A 23,219-nucleotide genomic window follows, 5' to 3' on the forward strand; every position below is an offset into this window, starting at 1 on the left:
AATTTTATTTGTTTAGAGAGACGTTTAGGCCAACTGTATAAACCCGTGGCTGTGCATAATATCCATTATCAATACCTGCTTCTAAAGGGTTCCATGAACCAATTTCAGGATCATACCCGGTATATTTGGTTATAGTAAACACGTTGGTTACATTAGCATAAAGGCGCAGCGACCTTAAATGTATTTTAGATAACAGGGCAGGCGGGAAACTATAGCCTAAAGCAATACTCTTACATTTTAAAAAAGATCCGTTTTCAATATACTTGTCAGAAAAACGCTGATTACCATTGCCGCTGCTCTGGCTTATCCTGGTAATATTGGTAGTGGGATTGGTGATATATACATTATTAATATCCGTTGTAGAACCTGCAGCATTGATTAACCCAATGTTAGCAAAATTCAAAACACTTGGGAAATAACCAAAATTCTGATTCGGATTATTTGCATTAACACTAAGCTGGTTATAAATTTTATTGCCATAATCACCTGTCATAAATACTGTCAGGTCAAGGTTTTTAAAGTTAAAAGTATTATTAATGCCGTATTGGAACTTTGGTATAGGCGAACCTAAAAACGTTTGATCGTTCGCATCAATTTTACCATCATTATTAAGGTCTTTAAAAATAACATCACCTACCCAAACACCACCGGAACCATTTGTAATTGGTATTGGCCCGCTTCCATTTTGCGGCCTTGCAGGATATTTAGCAAAATCTGCCGCATTTTTATAAATCCCGATAGCCTGATAACCGTAAAACTCACCGATAGAACGGCCTACAATGGTTTTAGTAACTGAGCCATAAAGAGCTGGCGTACCAGAAGCTAAAGCAAGAATAGTGTTCTTATTCCTGGAAAGTGTAAGAGTTGTTCTCCAGTTAAAGCTTTTAGATCTGATATTGGCAGTTGTTAATGAAAATTCAAAACCTTTATTGCTTACAGAACCAATGTTAACGTAAGGAGCCCGAACGGCACCTGGCGAATATCCGCCTGAAGGAAAAGTACCTGAATAAAAAGGCTCTGTAAGGCTTAATAATAAGTTGGAGGTTTTACGATAATAAGCATCGGCAGAAAACTGGATCCTGCTGTTTAAAATACTGGCATCCAATCCCACGTTATAGGACCTGGTTGTTTCCCATTTTATATCAGGGTTTCCGGTAGTAGAAGTTAACTGCGAATTTCCTGATAATCCTGTTGCTACAGTTGTTAAAGTTGAACCGTAAGCATACTCGGCAATGTTTTGGTTATTTACCAAACCATAACCCAGCCTAAGTTTCAGATCATTAATAGCTTTTATATCTTTCAGGAAATCTTCATGGTTTATTTTCCATGCTAAAGCTCCTGAGTAGGTGGTATTCCACCTGTTTGCTACTGCAAATTTTGAAGAACCATCACGACGTACCGTGGCCGTTAATAAATATTTGTCATTGTACGTAAAGTTTGCACGGCCAAAATAAGCTTCGAGTGCCCCTTGTCCTTTAGTACCGGTATTAGTTGCAGTTGTAGCATCGCCAGTGCTTATGGAAGTTACATTATTGCTTGCAAAATTAGTCCTGGTAGCAGATACACTATTGCTATTAAGTAATTGAGCTTCGTGCCCAGCCGTTATATTGAAGTAATATTTGCTGTGAAAAGTGTGCGAGTAATTTAAAAAATTAGTAACCGAGTAATAAAAATTCTGTGCGCTTGTAGCAGTTCCCGAATTGGTATTATGAGAATATGCCCCCATGGTATAAGTAGGGTTAAAATAGTCTTCTGTAGCAAAATCGAAATTTCCGGATACTTCATTACGAAGGGTAAGGTCTTTTGTAAATTGAATTTCAGCATAAGCATTTCCCAGCACCTGGTTCCTGTTTCTTAGGTCTTTTACAATAGAAGCCAATGCAAATGGGTTAGTGCCTGTTGCACCATAAATATTTGGATCGTTACCGCCCCAGGTACCATCAGGGTTTACTACGTTTACATCCGGTGTTTGATTTAAAGCTTGTAAAATAACTCCCGTATTGCTTGTAGCTACATTTTCAGTTACATGGGCCAACTGTATGTTTGTACCTATTCTTAACCAATCGGTTGTTTTGTTATCAATATTTGCTTTTATAGAAGTTCTTTGAAAATCAGATCCTAAAGCAATACCTTCCTGAGAAAAATAGGTGCCCGACAAATAATATTTTGTCCTGGCATCGCCACCACTAACGGCCACATTGTGGTTTTGCATGGGAGCAGTCCTGTATAATGCTTTTTGCCAGTTAGTACCCAGGCCCAAATATTTAGGGTTTGCAAACTGCGGCCGAAAATCATAACCAATAATAGCTGCTTTTTCATTCATAAAAGTAGCATACTGCTGCAAGTTCATTACGTCGTAATACTTAGGCAATTTTTGCCAGCCATAATATCCATCATAGCTGATCGTCGGAGCGCCACTTGTTCCTTTTTTTGTTGTGATAATAATTACGCCATTTGATGCCTGCGAACCATAGATTGCAGTAGCAGAGGCATCTTTTAACACATCTATTGTAGCAATTTGGGAAGGATCGATGCTGGATAAAGGATTGGTACCGTTGCCGCCAATAGGCGACTGAGCGCTGGGCGGGATTTGTATCCCATCAATTACATATAAAGGCGGCGTACCAGAAAAACCGCCTATCCCCCGTATTTGTATATTTACAGCTCCGCCTGGCTGGCCCGAAACCTGCTGAACAACAACCCCGGCAACTTTTCCCTGCAGCGCTTGGTCTATTGTAGTGGGCTGCGTTCTTAATATATCAGCTGACGTTACAGATGATACTGCGCCGGTTAAGTCAGATTTCTTGGCCGTACCATAACCTATTACAACCACTTCATTTAAATTACTGGATGAACTATTTAATACAACATTAACCGTAGTATTTTTACCAACGGCAACTTCTTTCGTTTGAAAACCAATGAATGAAAAAACGAGGACGTCGCCTTCCTTTGCTTGAATACGGTAATTACCATTAATATCTGTGGGTGCAAACGTATTGGCCCCTTTCACCCTTACCGTTACGCCTGGTAAAGCTTGTTTATCATCGGCACCGGTTACTTTACCCGCTATTTGCCCTATCTGTGCATAAGCGGTAAAGGAAAAAAACAGGGTAATAACAACAAGTAAGAAACTGTTACTTATGGCTATTCTTTTTAATTTTTTCTTCATTTTACAAATGAATTTAGGTTAGTAAATAATTGGTTCATATAAATTGGTTTATTGTTTAATTAGATATAGTATGATAGCTAGGTTCCTATTCAATTTAAACTGTGCTATAGTTTGGTTAGCACAGAGTTTAGGAACAGCTTTTTAGATTATCCAACCTTAAGTTTTTATCACTTTTCGGTCGATTTGCTTTAGTAAAAGAGATTATTTTATCTGATATGACTTCCGACCGCAGCCTGGCATACCCGTTGTTTGAAAAGGAAATAAGTACAACTGTTTGCAATTTTTTAATGTTGACTGATTGCATATAATCCATATCAGCAGGAAACAAAAAAACAGCTAAAAACAGGCACAAAATCTGATGTACACGTTTCTTCATAAAAAATTAAATAAGTGCAACAGGTTTATTTATTACTACAATTGATTTAGCAAAGTACTTGGAACAACAACAAAATAGAGCTGCCCATTAGTTTATTTGGTTTATGAGGATAAAAATAGAACAGGTAATGAATGTAAATGTTAAGAAATAGGGGCACAAATGTTAATTCAGTTTAATTATCTGATTTAGAGTAGATTAAAATGAATTAACATAATAAAAAGCACTTTTTAATTAACTGTTGTATCCTTTTAAAAACGTGCATGAAGCCAACAATATTTATGGAAATCAGAATGCTTCTTTTATAAGGGTAAAATTTGTTTCCGAGTAAATTTTCTGGTCAATCTTATTTAACTACCAAAAATCCTTCGCCTCTAATATCTGCTGAAGATGCGCCAACCATCACTTTAAGTTTATCTTTTTCAACCACAAATCGTTTCTGCTTTACATTCCAATATTGTAGTGCTTCTGCATTCAGTAACAACTTCATTGTTTGGGTTTCATTTGGATTTAGGGTGATCCGTTTAAACGCTTTAAGTTCTTTAATCGGACGTGCAACCTTTGAGTTTTGATGACTTACATACAACTGTACAACTTCATCTCCAGCTTTCCTCCCCGTGTTTTTAACATCTACGCTAACCGTAATCTGTCCTTTCGTACTCATTTTAGCAGCACTAAGTTTAAAATTCGCGTAGCTGAAACTGGTATAACTCAACCCAAAACCAAAAGGATAAAGCGGTTCGCCTGTAAAATACTGATAAGTGCGTCCGTTTCTGATATTATAATCCATCATTGGCGGAAGTTGTTCGAGCGATTTTGGCCAGGTTTGTACTAATCTTCCCGCAGGATTTATATCGCCAAAAAGAGCATCGGCTAAAGCGTTTCCCAGCTCCTGGCTGCAATGGGTTACATGTATAATCGCAGGAATATTTGCTTGGGCCCAATTAATGGCATATGGAAAACTGCTTATTAATACTACAATGGTTTTCGGATTAACGGCATAAACTCTTTGAATCAGTTTTTCCTGTGCAGAATCAAGTGTGATTTGCTGCCGGTCAACTGCTTCTTTACCTTCACTTTGTGAAGAAACTTTAGCCCAACCTGCATTTCCTGTTGGATGGTTTCCGATACAAACGATAGCAACTTCTGCTGATTTTGCCATGCTTACCGCCAAATCATCATTTGTGGTATTCATTACATTTACATTCGCCCCGACTTTATTTTTGATGCCCTCTGCAGGAGAAATACTGTAAGATGGAGAGCCGCTGTACCAATCCTGCAAAACTTCTGCAGAACGCGGGCCCAGTACAGCAATAGATTTAACCGTGTTTTTATTTAAAGGCAAAAGTTGCTGGTTGTTCTTTAACAAAACCACCGATTTTTGGGTAATTAAACGTGCAAATGCTTTGTTTTTTTCTGATAGCCAGGGTTCCGGGCCATCTCCTATTTTGGAATAAGCAACCTTTTCGGGAGGGTCAAGCTGGCCTAATTTGATCATTACTCTGAAAACGCCCCGAAGTGCCTGGTCTATATCTGCTTCTTTTAGCAACCCTTTTTCCAATGCTGTTTTTACACCTGTTAAATAGTTATCTAAAAATTGGTTAATGCCGGCTTTAATACAGGCTGCCGCCGCTTCTTCTGGTGTTTTGAAATAATGATGAGCGGTAACCAGCATTTTATAAGCGCCGCCATCGGTACAAATGATACCGTTTTGGCCCCATTCTTTTACGGTTATATTTTTAAGGCTTGGGTTTACAGCTTGAGGAATACCATTTACCGAATTATAAGATGCCATAAAAGCACGAGAACCACCTTGCTCAACGCCCATTCGAAAAGGAACAGAATAATATTCGCGCCATAAACGCTCATCAAAATTGGAAGAACTACTATCTCGTCCACGTTCATTACTATTGGCTAAAAAATGCTTCATCAAGGCGGAGGTTAACCAATATTTCGGATCGTTCCCTTGTAAACCTTTAATATAAGCTACGGCCATTGTTCCGTTAAAAAAGGCATCTTCTCCATAACATTCTTCTGTTCTGCCCCAGCGTGGATCGCGGCCTAAATCAGCATTTGGCGCCCTTACCACTAAACCTCCTTTTTTATATTTTTCACTTTGAAAGATGTACCGTGTTTCGTGGCCTTCAATATCAGCCGCTTGTTGCAGTAGTTCCGGGTCCCAGGTTTCGGCCATGCCAATAGCCTGCGGGAAAATAGTTGTTGGAACAGGCGTTTTTTTACCCCATCCGCCAATAACACCCAAGGCCAGTCCGTGTAAACCTTCTACATGTCCGGCCCCTTTTATGCCTAATCTTTTAACGGTAGGATCAGTGCTTAAACAAGCTAACTTCTCATCCAGCGTTAATAAAGAAATAATATTATCAATGCGCTTTTCGACAGGTAAATCAGGGTTTTGAAAGGGGTATTGATATTGCGCATGTAAACGCCCCGCCCCACAAAATATAAAAACAATAATCGTAATAAAGCTATGTTTGATCGTTGCCATCTGCATATTTATTTCAAATCCAAAATTAAATGTACTTCTTGAAGGGCCGGAAGCGTTAATTGATACGAACCGGGATGGGCCGGATAAGCGCGAAGTTGGGTTTCTCCGCCTAATTTTTCAATTAAGCCCGGAAGTTGTAATTCCACTTTTTGATTCATCTGAGATTGTAAAACGGCTTCTACATGTTTACCATCCCAAGTTAAACTTTTTACTTCCACTTGCCCGCGCAGCAAAACACCTTCTATTTTACCTTTTGTCCATTCTTTTGGCAGAGCTGGCAACAAGGCAATTTTGCCCGGATCAGCATAAGTAAGCATCTGGGTGATGACGTAAGGCAAACCGCCGCTGATATCCGTATTAAAAAGTCCGCCAACATTATGGAAAGAACCCATTCCCGTAGTCCAGTATTTACTGCTTAGCCATTCCACAATTTGCTGTGCTTTTTCTGCCTGACCGATGTGTGCAGAAGCCAGAGCAAGTTGCACCAATCCAAAAGCCATTTCGCCGCCGCCTTCATCAATCCTGAATTTCATCCGCTTTTCTATGGCCACATTTGCTGCTGCTGTTAATTTGGGATTATTGGCGAAATCAGGATCAACCTCATCATACAAAGCATATAAATGCGAAGAATGGCGATGCGAATAATTATCTTGAAGATCAGGCGTGCACCATTCCTGCAAAGCGCCGTCTTTATTGATTTCGTATGCCGGCATTTTTGCCAGCATGTTTTTCCATTGTGCAATTTTGGCTTGATCTGTTTTTAAAGCTTTGGCAGCGTTAATGCAATTTCTTAACAGCTGTTTGGCAATCATCACATCCATTGTGGCATTTAAAGTTGCCTGGGAAGGACTGTTTGCCGGATTATTTTCGGGCGAGTAAGATGGATTAAACAAATATTTTCCGTCTTTTCCGGTCTTTAAAAAATCCTCGTAAAACAAAGCTGCTTCCTTCATAAAAGGATAAGCATGGTTTTTCAAAAAATCCTGATCGCCGGTATAAAGCCAGTAATCATAAAAATAATGGGCTGTCCAGCCAGCGGCGCCAGTCCAAAAAGTTAAACACCAGGTTCCGCCAAAATCTGTTTCTACTCCCGTTGTGGTAATTTGAGCAGGAATGTGAATGCCGCGGCAGTTGTATAACAACTTTGCTTCTTTGCGGAAATCATCCATCAGCTTTTCATGATAACTGAAATAGGCTTTCATCAGTTCAGGCATATTTCCGGGCAAAGCAATGGAAACGGCTGTAGGCAAATTGCCATCTGTGGTAAAACCGCCGGTCCAGGGTGAAGACCAGTTTCCGCTCCATAAACCTTGCAAGTTTGGCGGATTCGTGCCCATCGAACTGATAATATTGTAACGGCCAGCATCAAAAGCGCGTTCAATTTGTGCCGCAGCAGGTTCTTTTTTTACCTGAAGCAGCATTTCTTCATTATTTAAAGCGCGTTGCTGCGCGGTTGCGTTTAAATCCAGTTTCATCCGGTTAAACAACTCACCATGAATTTTGGTGTGTAAAAGAAGCATGGCCTGGTAATCCGTATTTTTTGCTTCGAGCTGTTGCTTTAACAAAGGCAGATTAGAGCTTTCATAATGATAAGAAGGCATAATTTTAGTAAGCAGCAAAACTTCATCAGCATTGGTAATCATGAGTTTTCCATTTTCCACCTTGCTGCTTCCGCCTTTTAAAATCAACCTTCCTGCGCCTTCATATCCCTGCAAACCTCCCGGATTGTGGTTTTTAAAACTGCTTTGGTAAGTCAGCCATTGCCCTTCGGCTCCGGCTTTCATCTCTCCTACATTTTCATTTACAAATTTCCACTGGTTCCATTCGATCGGTACATGTTCAAAATTCATGGAACAATTGATTTTCCCGGTTCCTTTGATGGAAAGCACCACGAGACTATCCGCGCGGGAAACAAAAACCTTGCGTTCAAAAGTTCCCAATTCGTCCTGCCAATCTACAATCGCTTCGCCGGTTTCAAAATTGGTTGAGCGTTGATAACGTTTGATGTTGGACGGCTGCTGCTCCACTTTTATCTGAAATGCCGGAATAAACGGATCGCGCTGATCTGCATAACCTTGTTCTTCCCGCAGCTTTACAGGAACCTGGCTTGCTTCTGTAAACTTGCCTTCCTGTATTAACTGGCGGATTTCGGTTAATTTGCCCGCTTGCTCAAAATCTTTCCCGGAACGTTTTTGCGGGAGATACAGCAACGCATGACTCAAAATAATAGTTTCATCATGCGGCTGACCAATTACCAAAGCACCCATCGTTCCGTTTCCGGTTAATAAGGAATGCTCCCAGTTAGCTGCTGGTTGCCAGCTGGTAACACCTCTTTTGGGCACTTGAAAATAGTTGTCCTGGGCAAAAGATTTTAGGGTTGTTAAAACAGGTAAAATTACTGCAAACAGGATAAATTTTTTCTTCATCAATATTTATTATTAAGTCTGTTTAAAATTCTATCATGCTTCTTTTAACCCTATAATTCATGGTTATACTTTATTTAAGATAAATTATAGAATGTCCAATTTTTTAGGTGATAAAAGAAGCATCAATAATAAACGCATTCGTAACCTTTGAATATTACTCCTCTTCTACTTGTGGCCTAAGGTTAGTTGTTGTTGAATGAATAATTAATACTTTTGGTTTAAGTCCTTTTGCGGTTGCCGTTAGCGTAATATCTCCGCTTCCGCCGGTTGATTGCACGATAATTTGTGCTAATCCGCTAAATAGTTTTCGCTTCCAGGAAGGCGCGGGTGTAATAATCTGTATCAACCCGGGATTGCTGTTGATATTATCCCAGCTTTGCTGCTTGATTAAAGGCGCAGCAACGATGGTTAGGGTATTGTTACCAGGTTTTACAAGCGATTTATCTAAAGTAAATGTATTTCCTTTTTTGCTTTCGGGGATATTTTCAGCGATCTGCTTACCATTAATATACAAAGTTTGCGCTTTGCCGATGCTGCGGTAAAAGAAGGTGATTTTAGCCTGATCGATATTTTCCGGCAATTCAAAACTTCCGCGATAAACCAACGCTTTTACAGCAGTGCCAAACGCTTTATCTCTTTCTTTTTGAAAAGCTGGCTCAAAATCTGTTTCCGGATAAGTATTGATTGTTGCAGAATTGATTTTCATATCTGCAATACTTTTTTCCCGTAAATTATCAACGTTTACCGTACGAATAGTTTCCAGAAACTGTTCTGCTTCATGACTGGTCGGATCGCCATTACCAACACCAATAATTTTTCCCGGGCCTTTTATGCTGAACTCTATTTCATCATTGGCTGTGGGAACATGCAATCCGTTTTTATCTTTTACATCTACCGTAATCATCGCTATATCTTCCTGATCCGCATTGATACTTTGCTGATTCGATCGAAGATCAACCGCAACCGCTTCGCCTGTCGTTTTTACTTTATCGGTGATGCTTTTTTTACCACCTTTAAATCCAACTGCTTCCAGTTCGCCGGGCGCATAATTTACGCTCCATTCCAGATGTCCGTTTAACGGCATACGCTGTTTGCCCAGACTTTTTTTATTCAGGAAAAGTTCCACTTCATCACAATTGCTGTAAGCCCAAACCGCTATGACCTGGCCATTTTTACCTTCCCAATTCCAGTGTGGCAGGATATGTAAGGTTGGCTGATTCGTCCACCATGAACGCAAATAATAAACGTTGTCTTTCGGAAAACCGCATTGATCCAGCATCCCAAAATAAGATCCGGTAGATGGCCATTGAAAAGGTGTTGGCTCTCCGCGATAATCAAAACCAGTCCAGATAAACATGCCGGCTAAATACGGGCGTTCTGCATAATGTTTCCAGCCTTCTTCAATACTAACAAAATCCTGGTTCGGCCTTTTGTCATAAGCGGCTATTTGTTGTTTGGCCCGATCCGTAAAATATACTCCTCGCGAAGCATGCGTGGAACCTTCTTCCGTTCCCCAGCCACGCTGAGCAGGAAATTTTTTATGCTGATCGTCCGTATTTCCATGCGTAATGTAATTGTAGCCCATCACATCAATCACGGTAGAAATTCCGTTTCCCCAGCCACCGCTTATGGCTGCGGTAACAAAACGGGTAGAATCCATACTTTTTACATCACGCTGCATGGTTTCGGCGATGCGTGCGCCGGTTATGCTGCCTTCTACATTCCATTCTTCGTTACCAATAGACCAGCTGATTACGCTCGGATGATTCCGATCGCGCATAATCAAACGCTGCACATCATTCAAATGCGTGCTCGTCGTTCCCATCAAACGGTTTTCATCGATCACCAACATTCCTAAACGGTCGCAGGCATCAAGCAACTCTGGTGTTGGCGGATTATGTGAGCAGCGATAAGCATTCGCGCCCATTGCTTTCAATGTTTTTATCCGGAAATCCTGCAAAGCATCAGGCATGGCCACACCAACACCGGCATGGTCCTGGTGATTATTTGTACCTTTAATTTTAACGTGTTTTCCGTTCAGAAAAAACCCTTCATTCGCATCAAACCGGATGGTACGAATGCCGAAAGTTGTGGTGTAAGTATCGATGCTGTTTTTATCCTGCTTAATTTCGGTGATAACTTTATATAAATAAGGTGTTTCTACCGACCAAAGTTTTGGGTTCTGAACGGCGATGACATCCGAAATTTCTTTGCTTTTGATTGGTTGTAAAACAATTTCCTTCGGAGATGAACTTGCAACACGATTGCCATTGGCATCAATTACAGTTTGTGTTATGGTGAAAGTTTTTGCAACAGCATCATCATTTACAACTGTGGCCATAACAGTTACTTCTGCCAAATTACTTTTTACAGCAGTTGTAATAAATGTGCCATTGCTGGCCACATGCAAAGGACTGGTTTTATTGAGCCAAACATGCCGGTATATTCCGGCGCCTTCATAAAACCAGCCTTCTTCCATCGTGGCGTCTGCACGTACGGCAATAATGTTATCACCTCCGTAATTGAGGTAACTGCTGATGTCGTATTCAAAACCTAAATAACCGCTTGGGTTTGTGCCCAAATAATGTCCGTTTACCCAAACAATCGCATTCCGGTAAACACCATCGAAAGCAATACTGATTTTACGGCCTAAATCTCCAGCCGGAACACGAAAAGTTTTTCGGTACCAGCCGACACTTGTTTCAGGGAAATTACGGCCAATTGCTTTAAAACCATGACTGTAACTTGCTTTCTGATTAACAGGCTGTTCTACCGCCCAATCATGCGGCAGGTTAACTTTTCGCCAGGTACGGTCATCAAATCCTGGAGCAGCAGCACCGTCGCCGTAACCAGTTTTACTTAGGTAAGAAAAATAACCTGTACCATTACCAAAATCCTTCCTCGGATCAAACGGATGGCCAAAAGCAAAGCGCCAGCCAAAATCCATCAGCAAATGTTCTCTTGATAATGAAGCCGGTGTTTGTGAAAATCCTTGATCAGCAATAATCAAAAACCCGACTATTAATAAGCTTAGTATAGATTTTTTAGTCATAAAAGAAGTAGTGCAATTTTGCTATTTATAGATAATTAACCCTATTGCACTTTTAAGCTTACGTTTTTTCCGGTATATTTAATAGTTTGATTTGCTGTTGCTTCAAAATTTAAAGCTTTAGGTTGATTTTTGCTGATCACCACAACGTTAAAAGTCCGGTTAGTTACCATTCCAGAAAAAGTGCCTTTTCTGTCTCCAATAGTTAAAGTTTTGCTACCTTCACTATAATTAATGCTGATGGTTGAGAAAGCGCCTTTTTCGTAATTGTAATTCGTGCCTTCATCTTCATATAAATCAAATGAAGCATCTTTACCAGCATACACATGTAAAGTAATAGGTGCATCAGGTTTTTCGCTTGTATATTGAATTTCCGGTCCAACAGGAATAATAGAACCTTCTTTTACAAAAACAGGAATGCGTTCGTAAGGTGCATCGGCAGTAATCTCCTGTCCGCCGTTTTGGTATTTGCCGCTGTACAGATCATACCAGCCATTTCCGGACGGCAAATAAACTTTTCTGCTTTTAGCCTGATATTGGTAAACCGGATTAATAAGCAAAGAAGGGCCGAACATATACTGATCGTTTATATTCATCACCTTAGGATCTGCACCAAAATCCATTACCAAACCACGCATCAGCGTATAATCTTTCTGATAAGTTTTACCAACTAAAGAATAGATGTAAGGCATCAAACGGTAACGCAGTTTATCATAATACAACATACTTTGATAAGCAGGGTGATTTTCTGGTGCTACATTGTAAATTTCGCGATAAGGGAACTGGCCATGCACACGAAAAAGTGGTACAAAAGACCCAAACTGGTACCAGCGTGTCATTTGTTCACGCCATTCCGCTAAGTCTTTTTCATTTGGTTTTTCATAACGACGCTCTACTGCAAAACCACCAACATCCATTGTCCAGTAAGGAATTCCTGACATGGAGAAATTAATCCCAGCTGGAATTTGCGCTTTAAAATCTTCCCAACGGGCAGCAATATCACCGCTCCAGGTTGCTGTAGCATAACGCTGCAAACCAGCATAAGCAGAACGGGTTAACAGAAATACACGGTCATTTGGATTGGTTCCGCGTTGTCCTTCATAAATCCCCTGTGCATTTTCCAGCGGAAAAGCATTAAAATATTTGGTAGAAGAACCCAGAAAAGTTGGCGTGCTTTGTTCCTTGCGGGAAGTAATATCCGAGTTGGATAAAATATCCGGCTCGGAAGCATCCATCCACCAGGCATCGATACCTTTTGAATACAGATTCTTGTTCATCAAATCCCAAAATGCCTGACGCGCTTTCGGGTTAAAAGCATCATAAAAAGTAGAAACATAACCTTTTCCAATCCAATCGCGCTGGCGGTTAGCTATATTTCTTTTATATAACCAGCCGTTTTTATTCAGGTAATCATAATTTTTGATGCCTTCATAAAATTTTGCCCAAACGGAAAGCATAATATGCATGTGTTCATCATGCAATTGCTTGATCATACCTTTTGGATCAGGAAAACGGGTTTCATCAAATTCCTGGCTTCCCCACTGGTCCTGTTTCCAATACGACCAGTCTTCCACAATATTATCTATCGGAATTTTACGATCGCGAAACTCTTTTGCGGTTGATAAAATTTCCTCCTGCGTTTTGTAGCGTTCGCGGCTTTGCCAGAAACCCATTGCCCATTTTGGCATCATGGTAGCTTTGCCGGTGATGGTGCGGTAACCACTGATTACTTCATCAGAATTTTTGCCATAAACGAAGTAGTAATTGATATTATCTCCTGCTTCGGATGCAAAAGCAAAGGTGTTTTTATCTTTTTCCGGAATCGGACTTAACCAGTGCATTGCCAGGTAAGATTCTCCGCCATCAGGAATCCATTCTATTTTGACAGCATATTTTTTCCCTTTTTCCAGGTTGATTGCTGTTAATTCTGTTCCCGGATTCCAGGGCTGGCGCCATTTATCAGCAATCAATTTTCCATCAATCCAAATTTTTGTATAACCGGAATATTTAGTGAGGAAGTGATGCAACCCAGAATAAGAAGATTCTATAGAACCTTCATAAGTAACCAAACCGTTTTCCAACTTATAACCTGCCGGAAAGTTTTTCATATCTTTCAGGAAAGAATAATCCAGATCAGATTCCGGCCGACTAATAAAAACATTTTTCGGATTATTTTTATCAGCATAAGTTGCCGTTAACCAGCCTTGATCACCTTCTTTAGAAAACAATTTCAAACCGGATAAAGGCTGATAATTACGTATATCGCCTACTTTGGTAATCGAATAGTTATCCCATAAAATACCATAATTTTTACTGGAAACCAGGAAAGGCACGGCTACCTCAGTATTTGCCTGAAGTAATTCAACCTGCTGTCCTTTGTAGTTCATCACATCATTTTGGTGCTGGCCTAAACCGTAAAAACCTTCATCAGCAGGAGATTGAAAAACTTGTTTTAACTGATAAGAAGCTTCGCCATCGTTAGCAACCGGAACAAAACTTTTGGAATCTGTTAGAGCTTCCTGCAAAACTGGTTTTCCAGCTGCATCCATAAAAGATACTACTCCGGTTTTTAAAGATGCTTTTACTTGTACCGATGCTGTTTTTAGCAGGATAAAATCTCCGGCCTCACTTACTGTCCATTTAACTTTTGCTTTTTTCTGCTGAATAGCCATCAGACTTTTATCTGCAGAAATTTGATTAACAGGTGAAGCTGTAACATGGATAATCTTATCAGACACAACCTGCAATTGCAATAATCTGGTATGCTGGTTTTCCGGCAAGGAAATAAGCACGCCATCACTCAGTTTCTTTAAATTTCCTGTTTGGGCATTTACATCAGCAGCAAACAAATAAAAGGCAGTAAACAGGCACGCAATACGATGTATTGGTTTCTTCATAAAAAATAAAAATTAAAATGTTAGCAACAAGTTTATTTGTTACTACAATTGGTTTGTAATGAGCTTTAAACAACAACATGAATTAGTTGCTGCTGCTTTTTAAGTTTAAATTGGTTTAGGCCTTAAAAGTAAGGCAGGCACCGAATGTAATTGTTTACAAATAGGGGCACAAATGTTAACAGAGGTTTATTTTTCTGTGTTACAGAAAGTTTAATCCAATAAGTATTAGCAGAACCTTATGTAAACAAGAGGAACATTACACATTAAACACTTCAGGTTTGAACTTGCTTTTCCTGGCTGTACTCAGAAGGCAACACGTTAAATTCGGCTTTGAAACATTTAGTAAAGTATTTCTGGCTTTTAAAACCAACTTTATAAGAAACCTGTGAAATAGTAAGTTGTCCGGTTTCCAGCAATTGTGCTGCCCTTTTTAAACGAATTGTCCTGATAAATTCAACCGGGGTTTTACCCGTTATTGCAAGTAATTTCTTGTACAAGGTTACTCGGCTCATGTAAACTTCGGTACTTAATTCTTCTACAGAAAAATCAGGATTGCCCATATTTTTTTCAATCACTTTTAAAACCTGCTGCATTAGTTTTTCATCCAGAGATTCAACAGCAACTTCTCCTGGTTTTACCTCAACTTGTTTTTGGTAAGTTTTACGCATCGATTCCTGCTGAACCAACAAATTCTTAATTTTCGACAGTAAAATCTCAAAGTTAAACGGCTTGGTGAGGTAATCACTGGCACCGGTTTCCAACCCTTTTAACTGCTGCTCCTCGCCAGTTAAAGCAGTAAGCAAAACGATAGGAATATGTGTGGTGCGTGGGTCCTGCTTAATTTTATGGCATAAATCTATGCCGTTCATCTCGGGCATACTAATATCGCTTACAATTAAATTCGGATGTAGTGCCAGCGCTTTCTGCCAGCCTTCTTTTCCGTTTGCAGCCTCAATAATATGGTAAGATTCCTTTAAATTATCTTTCAGATAAAAACGAAAATCATCATTATCTTCTACCAGTAATACCATTTGTTTTTTGTTAAAGTTTTTATTTCCATTTAAAGCTTTAACACTTATTTCTGTAATAAAATCCTGCTGCTCAGCATCTGTTTCGGTAACAGCAACTTCTTGTACTGTTTTTACCGGCAATAAAATAGTAAAACAACTTCCCTGGCCATCTTCGCTTTCAACCGTAATTTCTCCGCTTTGCAGTTTTACAAACTCTTTAACGATAGACAAACCAATGCCGCTTCCCTGATTTACGATAGAACCGGGAGTTTCATTTTGAAAAAAGCGTTCAAAAATTTTATCCTGTTTTTCTTTAGGAATACCAATGCCGGTGTCCTGAATTTTGATTTCTAATAAATTAGTATTGCCTGAAGTTTTTAAATCGAGCAGTACGCTAACATGTCCGTGTTCCGGTGTAAATTTAAAAGCATTAGAGAGCAGGTTAAATAGTATCCGTTCTATTTTATCATGATCAAAATCGGTTTCCAGATGATCTATAGTCGTATCGAAGATAAAACCAATGCTTTTTTTATCGGCAATATCTGTGAATGAGTGAGACACTTCTTGAATAAAATGAACAATATTTCCTCTTCTGTTTTGGATTTTCAACTCCTGAACTTCCATTTTTCTAAAGTCCAGCAACTGGTTTACCAAATTAAGCAAGCGGCGTGCATTACGGTTAACCATTTGCAGCTGTTGCCTTTGGCTAACATTTTGTGTAGTTGATAAAATTTTATCAACCGGAGCCATAATTAATGACAAAGGCGTTCTGAACTCGTGGCTAACATTGGTAAAAAATTTAATCTTCATCAAATCAAGTTCGTGCATACGTTTGGCTTCCCGCCGTTCGTGTTCTAAAGCGTTTCGCGCTTCCTTTCGTTCCTGTTCCAGTGCAAACTCTGTTTTAATTTTTTGTATTCCACGGCGCCTCATCAAATAAAGTCCGCCAAGCACCAAAAAAGCATAGGTAAAAAAAGCAAAGGGTGTTCTCCAAAAAGGCGGAAGTATGGTGATGTTAAGCTTCGCTTCTTTATCGCTCCAAACGCCGTCTGCATTGGCAGCTTTTACCCTAAAAGTATAATTGCCAGGATCTAAGTTGGTATAAGTTGCCTTGCGAATGTTATTATCTGCTGTCAGCCAGCTTTTATCAAAGCCTTCCATCCTGTATATTAACTTAACTTTATTAGGATCAAAAAAATTAAGTGCTGCAAATTCTATAGAAAAAACGTTATCATAATATTTAAGCGTAACAGCTTTGGTATCTGTAATTGATTTCGAAAGGATAGTATTATTACCAATCTGTTCTCCAACTTTTAAACTGCGGTTAAATATTTGAAAATCAGTTAATAATACTACTGGTTTGTTAGTGTTTGATTTAATTTGTTCTGGTGTAAACAGATTAAATCCAGTGCCTCCGCCAAAAATCATTTCACCTTTTCGTGTTTTTAAAGCCGCATTTTCATTAAACTCTCTTCCTTGTAAACCATCACTTTCATCGTAGTTTTTAAAAGCAAGTTTGTAATTGTTATTGTTGCCTGAAACTGTAATATCACTAAGCCCGTTCTTTGTGCTTAACCAAATATGATCTCTGTTATCTTCCCTAACTTCTAATGTGGCATTATCAGGCAATCCATCTTCTTTGAAGAAATTTCGGAAAGTTTTTGTTTGAGGGTCGAAAATGCTTAAACCTTCACGTGTAGTAATCCAGATGAGGTCACGGCTGTCATTAAAAACAGCAATAATATTATTGTTAACCAAACTATTAGTATTTTTTTCATCATGCAGATAACTCATAAAACGGCTGGTTTTTTTTTCAAGTACAGCAATGCCATAAGAAGTTCCGATCCATATATTTCCTTCGCGATCTTCTATCAATGCAGATATATAAGAAGAATGAATAGAATTAGGCTGATTTTGGTTATAATGGTAAAAAACGTTTTTTTTTCGGTCGAACAAGTTTAACCCTCCTGCCAATGTTCCAACCCATAGCCTGTTTTGCGAATCTTCCATAATTTCCCATACACGATCGTCGGAAATACTGTTTGGATCAGCATCTTTGTGTTTGTAGTGTTTGAATTTTTTACCATCAAAACAATCCAGTCCGCCAAAGTAGGTCCCTATCCATAACTTTTGTTCGTGGTCGATCCATAAACTTACAATTACATCATTACATAAACTATTAGCATCGGCAGCATTATGCTTATACAACTGATACGTGTTTTTCTTTCGGTCGAAATAAATCAATCCGCCTCCATTGGTACCAATCCATAAATTTCCTTTAGCATCTTCAGCAAATTTATTTACATCGTCATAACCAAAACTATTAGGATCAGCCAAAAGATGCCGATACAACGGAAATTTGATGATACTTTCGTGGTAATAACTGATGCCTCTTTTATAAGTCCCTGCCCAGATAATGCCGGTATTATCTTTATAAAGTGCTGTAATGCTGTTTTGGGCAATGCTTTTATGATTATCTGCCCGGTTAGTAATATAATTGGTAGAAAACGTTTTTTTATCCAGCAGGTTAATGCCGCCATGATCTGTAGAAATCCAGATCAAGCCTTTATTGTCTTGAATAATATTATAAACAATGTTTGAATTTAGCTTGCTGCCAATGCTGTTTTTATCTATATGTTTATACTGTTTGGTTTTGGGACTGAAGTAAAATGCACCTAAAGTACCGCCATTCATATAAACCCAAATATCGTTCTGTGCATCAATAAAAATCAGTGTGGTAAACTGTTCATGAGGATAAAGCTTATTTAAGGTGTAAATTCTGCTTGTGACTTTGTTAGTTTTAGCATCAAGCTTTTCTAAAATCCCGTTATTATGGGCAATCCAAAAATTTCCTCCTGAATCTTCGGCTATATCTGTGATAGCATTAGAATAAAGCGAAGTGCTATCGTTTGGAAGATGTGTATAATGAGTGGTGTTGCGAGTATTTGGATTATAACGATAAACGCCATAACTGGTATGAACAAACCAGAAGTTGCCAGCGTGGTCTTTTTTTATGCTAAGAATTAAAGAATCAGGAATGGAAAAAGCGGCGAGCGCTTTTTTAGTATCATGACTAAAACGCTCGGTTTGTAAATCATAAATATTAAAACCAGTGCGGGTTTGAATCCATAGTTTTTGATTTGGCCCTTCCTGAATGTTGCTGATGTAATCATCATCCAAAGAGGAATTTAATTTATTGTCGTGTTTAAAAACCTTGAATTTATAACCGTCGTACCGGTTTAAGCCCGACATCGTTCCGAACCACATAAAGCCTTTGGTATCTTTATAAATACAGGTAATCTGATTGTTTGATAAACCTTGATTGATATCCAGCTGCGAAAACTGATATTGGGTGTTTTGGGCCTGCACTGATTTTAAAACAACAAAAAAGGCGAGCAGTGCTACCAGCATCTTACTTCTCATAGGTATTCTTTACTTCTTATAAAAGGTTTTATAAAGGTATTGGAATTCAATGAAAAGAATGAATAATATAAATTGACGTGGTAATGCTTAAAGATCAAGCTACTTTTTCAATTCTTCTTTTATCTAAGGGCCTGTTAAAATTTGTTCAGTTTATTGTTGCAAGTCCAGCGACGATTTGGTAGTTAACTTCTTACAATGGTTGGCGTGTATAAACACTGTATGACCAGAAAAAACAAAGGCAGCTACGTTTTTCGTAACTGCCTAATTCTGAGGTAGCGGGAGCAGGACTCGAACCTACGACCTTCGGGTTATGAGCCCGACGAGCTACCAACTGCTCCATCCCGCACTGTTTTTAATTTTATCCCGGCCATAAACTCCGGAAACCTTTCTTGGGTTTCAAAACGAATATTGTTCCCCTGAATTGGACTGCAAAGATATAATTCGTTTCTTTGCAGTCCAAATTTTATTTTAAATTATTTTTCAATGGGTCATCAGGCAGGTTTTGTAAGCATCATCGGTAAACCCAACGCTGGGAAATCTACCTTGATGAATGCGCTGGTTGGCGAAAAAATGTCCATCATCACTTCCAAAGCGCAAACTACACGCCACCGTATTTTGGGTATCGTAAACGATCCGGATTATCAGATTGTTTTTTCGGATACGCCCGGCATCATTAAACCGCATTATGCCTTGCAGGAAAGCATGATGCACCAGGTGGAAGGTTCAATTGTAGATGCCGACCTGATTTTGCTGATGACTGACATTAACGAACAGCACGACGAACAGGACGTTTTGGAAAAACTGGAAGGCTCACAAACGCCCTTGATTGTGCTCATCAACAAAATCGACAAAAGCGACGAAGAAACGGTAATGCAAAAAATAGCTTACTGGCAGGAAAAACTGCACCCAAAAGCGGTTTATGCTATTTCTGCTTTGCACCTGCAGGACATTGCTTCTTTTATCGGTACAATTTTAGCGTACATGCCCGAGCATCCGCCGTATTATGAAAAGGATTTTTTAACAGACCGCAACGACCGTTTTTTTGCTTCGGAAATTATCCGCGAAAAAATATTTAAAAGCTATAAAAAAGAGATTCCTTACAGCACAGAAGTAATTATTACGGCGTTTAAGGAAGATGAAAAAATATACCGCATCAGCTCGGAAATTATTGTAGAACGCGATTCGCAAAAAAACATTCTGATTGGGCCTGGTGGTGCTATGCTGAAAAAAATCGGTACGCATGCACGGCAAGACATGGAAGAATTTTTTCAGCGGAAAGTTTTCCTGGAAATGTTTGTAAAAGTAATTCCCGACTGGCGCAGCAAAAAAAATTACCTGAAACAATTCGGGTACGAAGATTAAATATTGGTTGCCGGTTGTCAGTTGCGAGTTCTCAGTTCTGCTCGTATAAACAGGCAACAGGCAACCCACAACACACAACAGAACATGAGTAACATAGTAGCCATAGTTGGCCGCCCCAATGTAGGCAAATCCACTTTATATAACCGTTTAACTGAAAGTCGCAAAGCTATTGTAGATGATTTTAGCGGTGTAACACGCGACCGGCATTATGGTCATGCTGAATGGGTAAACCGCACCTTTACCGTGATTGATACCGGCGGCTATGTAGCCAATTCGGAAGATGTTTTTGAAGCGGCCATCCGTGAGCAGGTTGTTATTGCCATAGAAGAAGCAACCGTAATTTTATTTATGGTGGATGTAACAACAGGAATTACAGACCTTGACGACGAGATTGCAGCGCTATTGCGACGGAGCAAAAAACCCGTGCACGTTGTAGTTAACAAAGTTGATAACACAGCCAGATATGATGAAACCTGCATTTTTTACGCCTTAGGTTTAGGTGAGATTTTCCCGATCTCTTCCATGACTGGCTCCGGAACAGGAGAATTACTGGATGAAGTGATCAAAGGATTTGATGACGAGGAAGTTGAAGAGAACGGTTTGCCAAAGTTTGCTATTGTTGGCCGGCCAAATGTTGGTAAATCTTCTTTAATCAATTCGTTGATCGGCCAGGACCGGAATATTGTTACGCCAATTGCAGGTACCACGCGCGATTCCATCCACATTCATTACAATCAATTCGGCCATAATTTTATGCTGATCGATACGGCAGGCCTCCGCAAAAAAACTAAAGTTCACGAAAATATTGAGTTTTACTCGGTGATGCGGACCATTAAAGCTTTGGAAGAAGCTGACGTGGTTTTGCTGATGATTGATGCGGTTGAAGGCATGGAAAGTCAGGACGTTAACATTTTTCACCTGGCGGAAAAGAACAAAAAAGGCATTGTTATTTTAGTGAACAAGTGGGACCTGATCGAAAAAAACAATAAAACAACCAAGGTTTTTGAAGAACAGATCAAGCAAAAGCTCGCTCCTTTTACCGATTTACCGATCATTTTTACATCCGTTACCGAGAAGCAGCGAATTTTTAAAGCGATAGAAGCAGCAACAAAAGTTTATGAAAACCGGAAGAAAAAGATCCCGACCTCCAAACTGAATGATGTGATGCTGCCGCTGATTGAAAGCTTCCCGCCGCCTTCACTTAAAGGAAAATTTGTAAAAATTAAATACGTTACGCAAATTACCGGAACAGCGCCAATGTTTGCTTTTTTCTGCAACCTTCCTCAATACATCAAGGAACCTTATAAACGTTTTATAGAAAACAAATTGCGCGAGAACTTTGATTTTGAAGGTGTGCCCGTTCAGATATTCTTCAGGCAGAAATAATTACAAAGTACTTCTTTTATCAACATAAAATATAAGCGTAAAAAGTAGCAATTTTTTACTGGTAAAAGAAGCATGTGCCTTATTTTCAATTCTGATTTGTTTGCTGAAATTAAGATCAGTTTATTATATCCACAAAAAGCAGCTTTATATTCAGGCATTTTTACCGATTTTTGCATGATAAAAGAAGCATTTTGAATGGAACAAAGAACTACCGAAAAAGACTCGGCATATAATCATTTAGAACAAATGCCTTTGCGCCAGATTCTGGAAAACATCAACAAAGAAGATAAAACAGTACCTGATGCAGTTGAAAAGGCCATTCCGCAAATAGAAAAACTGGCAGCGGCAACAGCAGAAAAAATGCAGGCCGGCGGCCGGCTTTTCTACATTGGTGCCGGAACAAGCGGTCGGCTGGGCGTGGTTGATGCTTCAGAATGTCCGCCAACTTTTGGTGTTCCCTTTGATTGGGTTGTTGGTATTATTGCCGGTGGCGATAGTGCTATCCGTAAAGCTGTAGAGTTTGCCGAGGACGATACAGAGCAGGCATGGAAAGACCTCGAACAATACCAGATCAACCCAAAAGATGTACTGGTTGGCATTGCAGCATCCGGTTCTACGCCTTACGTTATCAGCGGGTTGCAAAAAGCCAATGCGGCAGGTATTACAACCGGTTGTATCGTTTGCAATTCTGGCAGTAAGGTTGCGGCCGAAGCTGCCTTTCCGGTAGAAATTGTGACCGGACCAGAGTTTTTAACAGGATCAACCCGCATGAAAGCCGGAACGGCACAAAAACTGGCATTAAACATGCTTACTACTTCTGTGATGATTTGTTTAGGCCGGGTAAAAGGTAATAAAATGGTAGATATGCAGTTAACCAATCATAAACTGGTTGACCGGGCAGTCAGGATGGTGGTTGCAGAAACCGGACTCGACGAAACCAAAGCATCAGCATTATTAGAACAATACGGAAGCGTTAGAAATGCAGTTGCCCATGCTTCTTTTACCGGCAAAAAACTTTAGTTATAAATTTATTCTGCTGAAGGGAAAATAAACAATGCACGAAATTGAGCCCTATTATAAATGGCGCGACGATTATATCGCTTCAGAAGATGATCGTTCGCCTTTCTACGAAACCGAATACAACGAATTTGAGTTTGATAAACAGGTTTACAACTACCTGATCCATCCGCAGTGGGATTCTTTCGGATCAAACACTCTTTACTTAAAAGTGCTTTATGCTGATTATGAGCTAGGCTTTACCATTATTGAACTGATTGGTGAATGGAACGATGCCATTGACAACGACATTATGCTTTTAAAACGAGAAATTTTAGAACTGATGATGGACGAAGGCATCAACCATTTTATCCTGATTGGCGAAAATGTGCTTAACTTTCATACTTCGGATGATTCGTATTATGAAGAATGGTTCCAGGAAGTGGAAGACGGCTGGGTTGCGGGCATCAACTTCCGCGAACATGTGCTCGACGAATTCAAACAAAGCAATATCGACTATTATATTAACTTTGGTGGCGGTTTAGAAAACATCAACTGGCGCGCCTTAAAACCTGTCCAGCTTTTTCAAAGAGTGGAAGAACAGCTACAAAAACGGCTTAAC

Annotated in this window: 10 protein-coding genes and 1 tRNA gene; 4 read left to right on the top strand and 7 right to left on the bottom strand. The window is 39.5% G+C overall.

Annotated features, from left to right (window positions below):
- Nucleotides 1–4: 4 nt before the first annotated feature.
- From GO621_RS16245 to GO621_RS16275, 7 genes are all read right to left on the bottom strand, one after another.
- Complete coding sequence (locus tag GO621_RS16245) at nt 5–3,169, bottom strand: SusC/RagA family TonB-linked outer membrane protein (protein WP_157568952.1); 3,165 nt, start codon at nt 3,167–3,169, stop codon at nt 5–7.
- A gap of 719 nt (nt 3,170–3,888) precedes the next feature.
- A complete protein-coding gene (locus tag GO621_RS16250; protein WP_157568954.1) occupies nt 3,889–6,048 on the bottom strand; it encodes a glycoside hydrolase family 3 C-terminal domain-containing protein in 2,160 nt (719 codons plus the stop codon).
- An 8-nt stretch (nt 6,049–6,056) separates the two neighbouring features.
- A complete protein-coding gene (locus GO621_RS16255; RefSeq protein WP_157568956.1) occupies nt 6,057–8,474 on the bottom strand; it encodes a glycosyl hydrolase family 95 catalytic domain-containing protein in 2,418 nt (805 codons plus the stop codon).
- Nucleotides 8,475–8,628: 154 nt separating this feature from the next.
- Complete coding sequence (gene galA / locus GO621_RS16260) at nt 8,629–11,526, bottom strand: beta-galactosidase GalA (RefSeq protein ID WP_157568958.1); 2,898 nt, start codon at nt 11,524–11,526, stop codon at nt 8,629–8,631.
- A gap of 41 nt (nt 11,527–11,567) precedes the next feature.
- Nucleotides 11,568–14,420, bottom strand: coding sequence for a TIM-barrel domain-containing protein (locus tag GO621_RS16265; RefSeq protein WP_157568960.1), 2,853 nt, complete (start codon nt 14,418–14,420; stop codon nt 11,568–11,570).
- A gap of 272 nt (nt 14,421–14,692) precedes the next feature.
- Nucleotides 14,693–18,853: a two-component regulator propeller domain-containing protein gene (locus GO621_RS16270; RefSeq protein WP_157568962.1), complete on the bottom strand. Its 4,161-nt coding sequence runs from the start codon at nt 18,851–18,853 to the stop codon at nt 14,693–14,695.
- Between the two features lie 273 nt (nt 18,854–19,126).
- Nucleotides 19,127–19,199: transfer RNA gene (locus GO621_RS16275), tRNA-Met, on the bottom strand.
- A 137-nt stretch (nt 19,200–19,336) separates the two neighbouring features.
- On the opposite strand from GO621_RS16275, the gene era reads away from it, so the two are divergent.
- From era to GO621_RS16295, 4 genes are all read left to right on the top strand, one after another.
- Nucleotides 19,337–20,215 (top strand): GTPase Era, encoded by an 879-nt coding sequence (gene era, locus GO621_RS16280; RefSeq protein ID WP_157568963.1) that lies wholly within the window; start codon nt 19,337–19,339, stop codon nt 20,213–20,215.
- Between the two features lie 84 nt (nt 20,216–20,299).
- Nucleotides 20,300–21,601 carry a ribosome biogenesis GTPase Der gene (der, locus tag GO621_RS16285; protein ID WP_157568965.1) on the top strand — a complete coding sequence of 434 codons (1,302 nt, stop codon included), beginning with the start codon at nt 20,300–20,302 and terminating at the stop codon, nt 21,599–21,601.
- A gap of 195 nt (nt 21,602–21,796) precedes the next feature.
- Nucleotides 21,797–22,621, top strand: coding sequence for an N-acetylmuramic acid 6-phosphate etherase (gene murQ / locus GO621_RS16290; protein ID WP_157568967.1), 825 nt, complete (start codon nt 21,797–21,799; stop codon nt 22,619–22,621).
- 34 nt (nt 22,622–22,655) lie between these two features.
- Nucleotides 22,656–23,219 (top strand): hypothetical protein (locus tag GO621_RS16295; RefSeq protein WP_157568969.1); only part of this gene is annotated, 564 nt, incomplete at its 3' end.

Origin of the sequence: Mucilaginibacter arboris (assembly GCF_009754915.1) — a bacterium.
Lineage (GTDB): Bacteria > Bacteroidota > Bacteroidia > Sphingobacteriales > Sphingobacteriaceae > Mucilaginibacter_A > Mucilaginibacter_A arboris.

Excerpts from the sequence above, each read along its gene's own strand:
- der (WP_157568965.1), top strand. The coding sequence starts at position 20,300 with ATGAGTAACATAGTAGCCATAGTTGGCCGCCCCAATGTAGGCAAATCC.
- GO621_RS16270 (WP_157568962.1), bottom strand. The coding sequence starts at position 18,853 with ATGAGAAGTAAGATGCTGGTAGCACTGCTCGCCTTTTTTGTTGTTTTA.
- galA (WP_157568958.1), bottom strand. The coding sequence starts at position 11,526 with ATGACTAAAAAATCTATACTAAGCTTATTAATAGTCGGGTTTTTGATT.
- GO621_RS16255 (WP_157568956.1), bottom strand. The coding sequence starts at position 8,474 with ATGAAGAAAAAATTTATCCTGTTTGCAGTAATTTTACCTGTTTTAACA.
- era (WP_157568963.1), top strand. The coding sequence starts at position 19,337 with ATGGGTCATCAGGCAGGTTTTGTAAGCATCATCGGTAAACCCAACGCT.
- GO621_RS16265 (WP_157568960.1), bottom strand. The coding sequence starts at position 14,420 with ATGAAGAAACCAATACATCGTATTGCGTGCCTGTTTACTGCCTTTTAT.
- GO621_RS16245 (WP_157568952.1), bottom strand. The coding sequence starts at position 3,169 with ATGAAGAAAAAATTAAAAAGAATAGCCATAAGTAACAGTTTCTTACTT.
- murQ (WP_157568967.1), top strand. The coding sequence starts at position 21,797 with ATGGAACAAAGAACTACCGAAAAAGACTCGGCATATAATCATTTAGAA.
- GO621_RS16250 (WP_157568954.1), bottom strand. The coding sequence starts at position 6,048 with ATGGCAACGATCAAACATAGCTTTATTACGATTATTGTTTTTATATTT.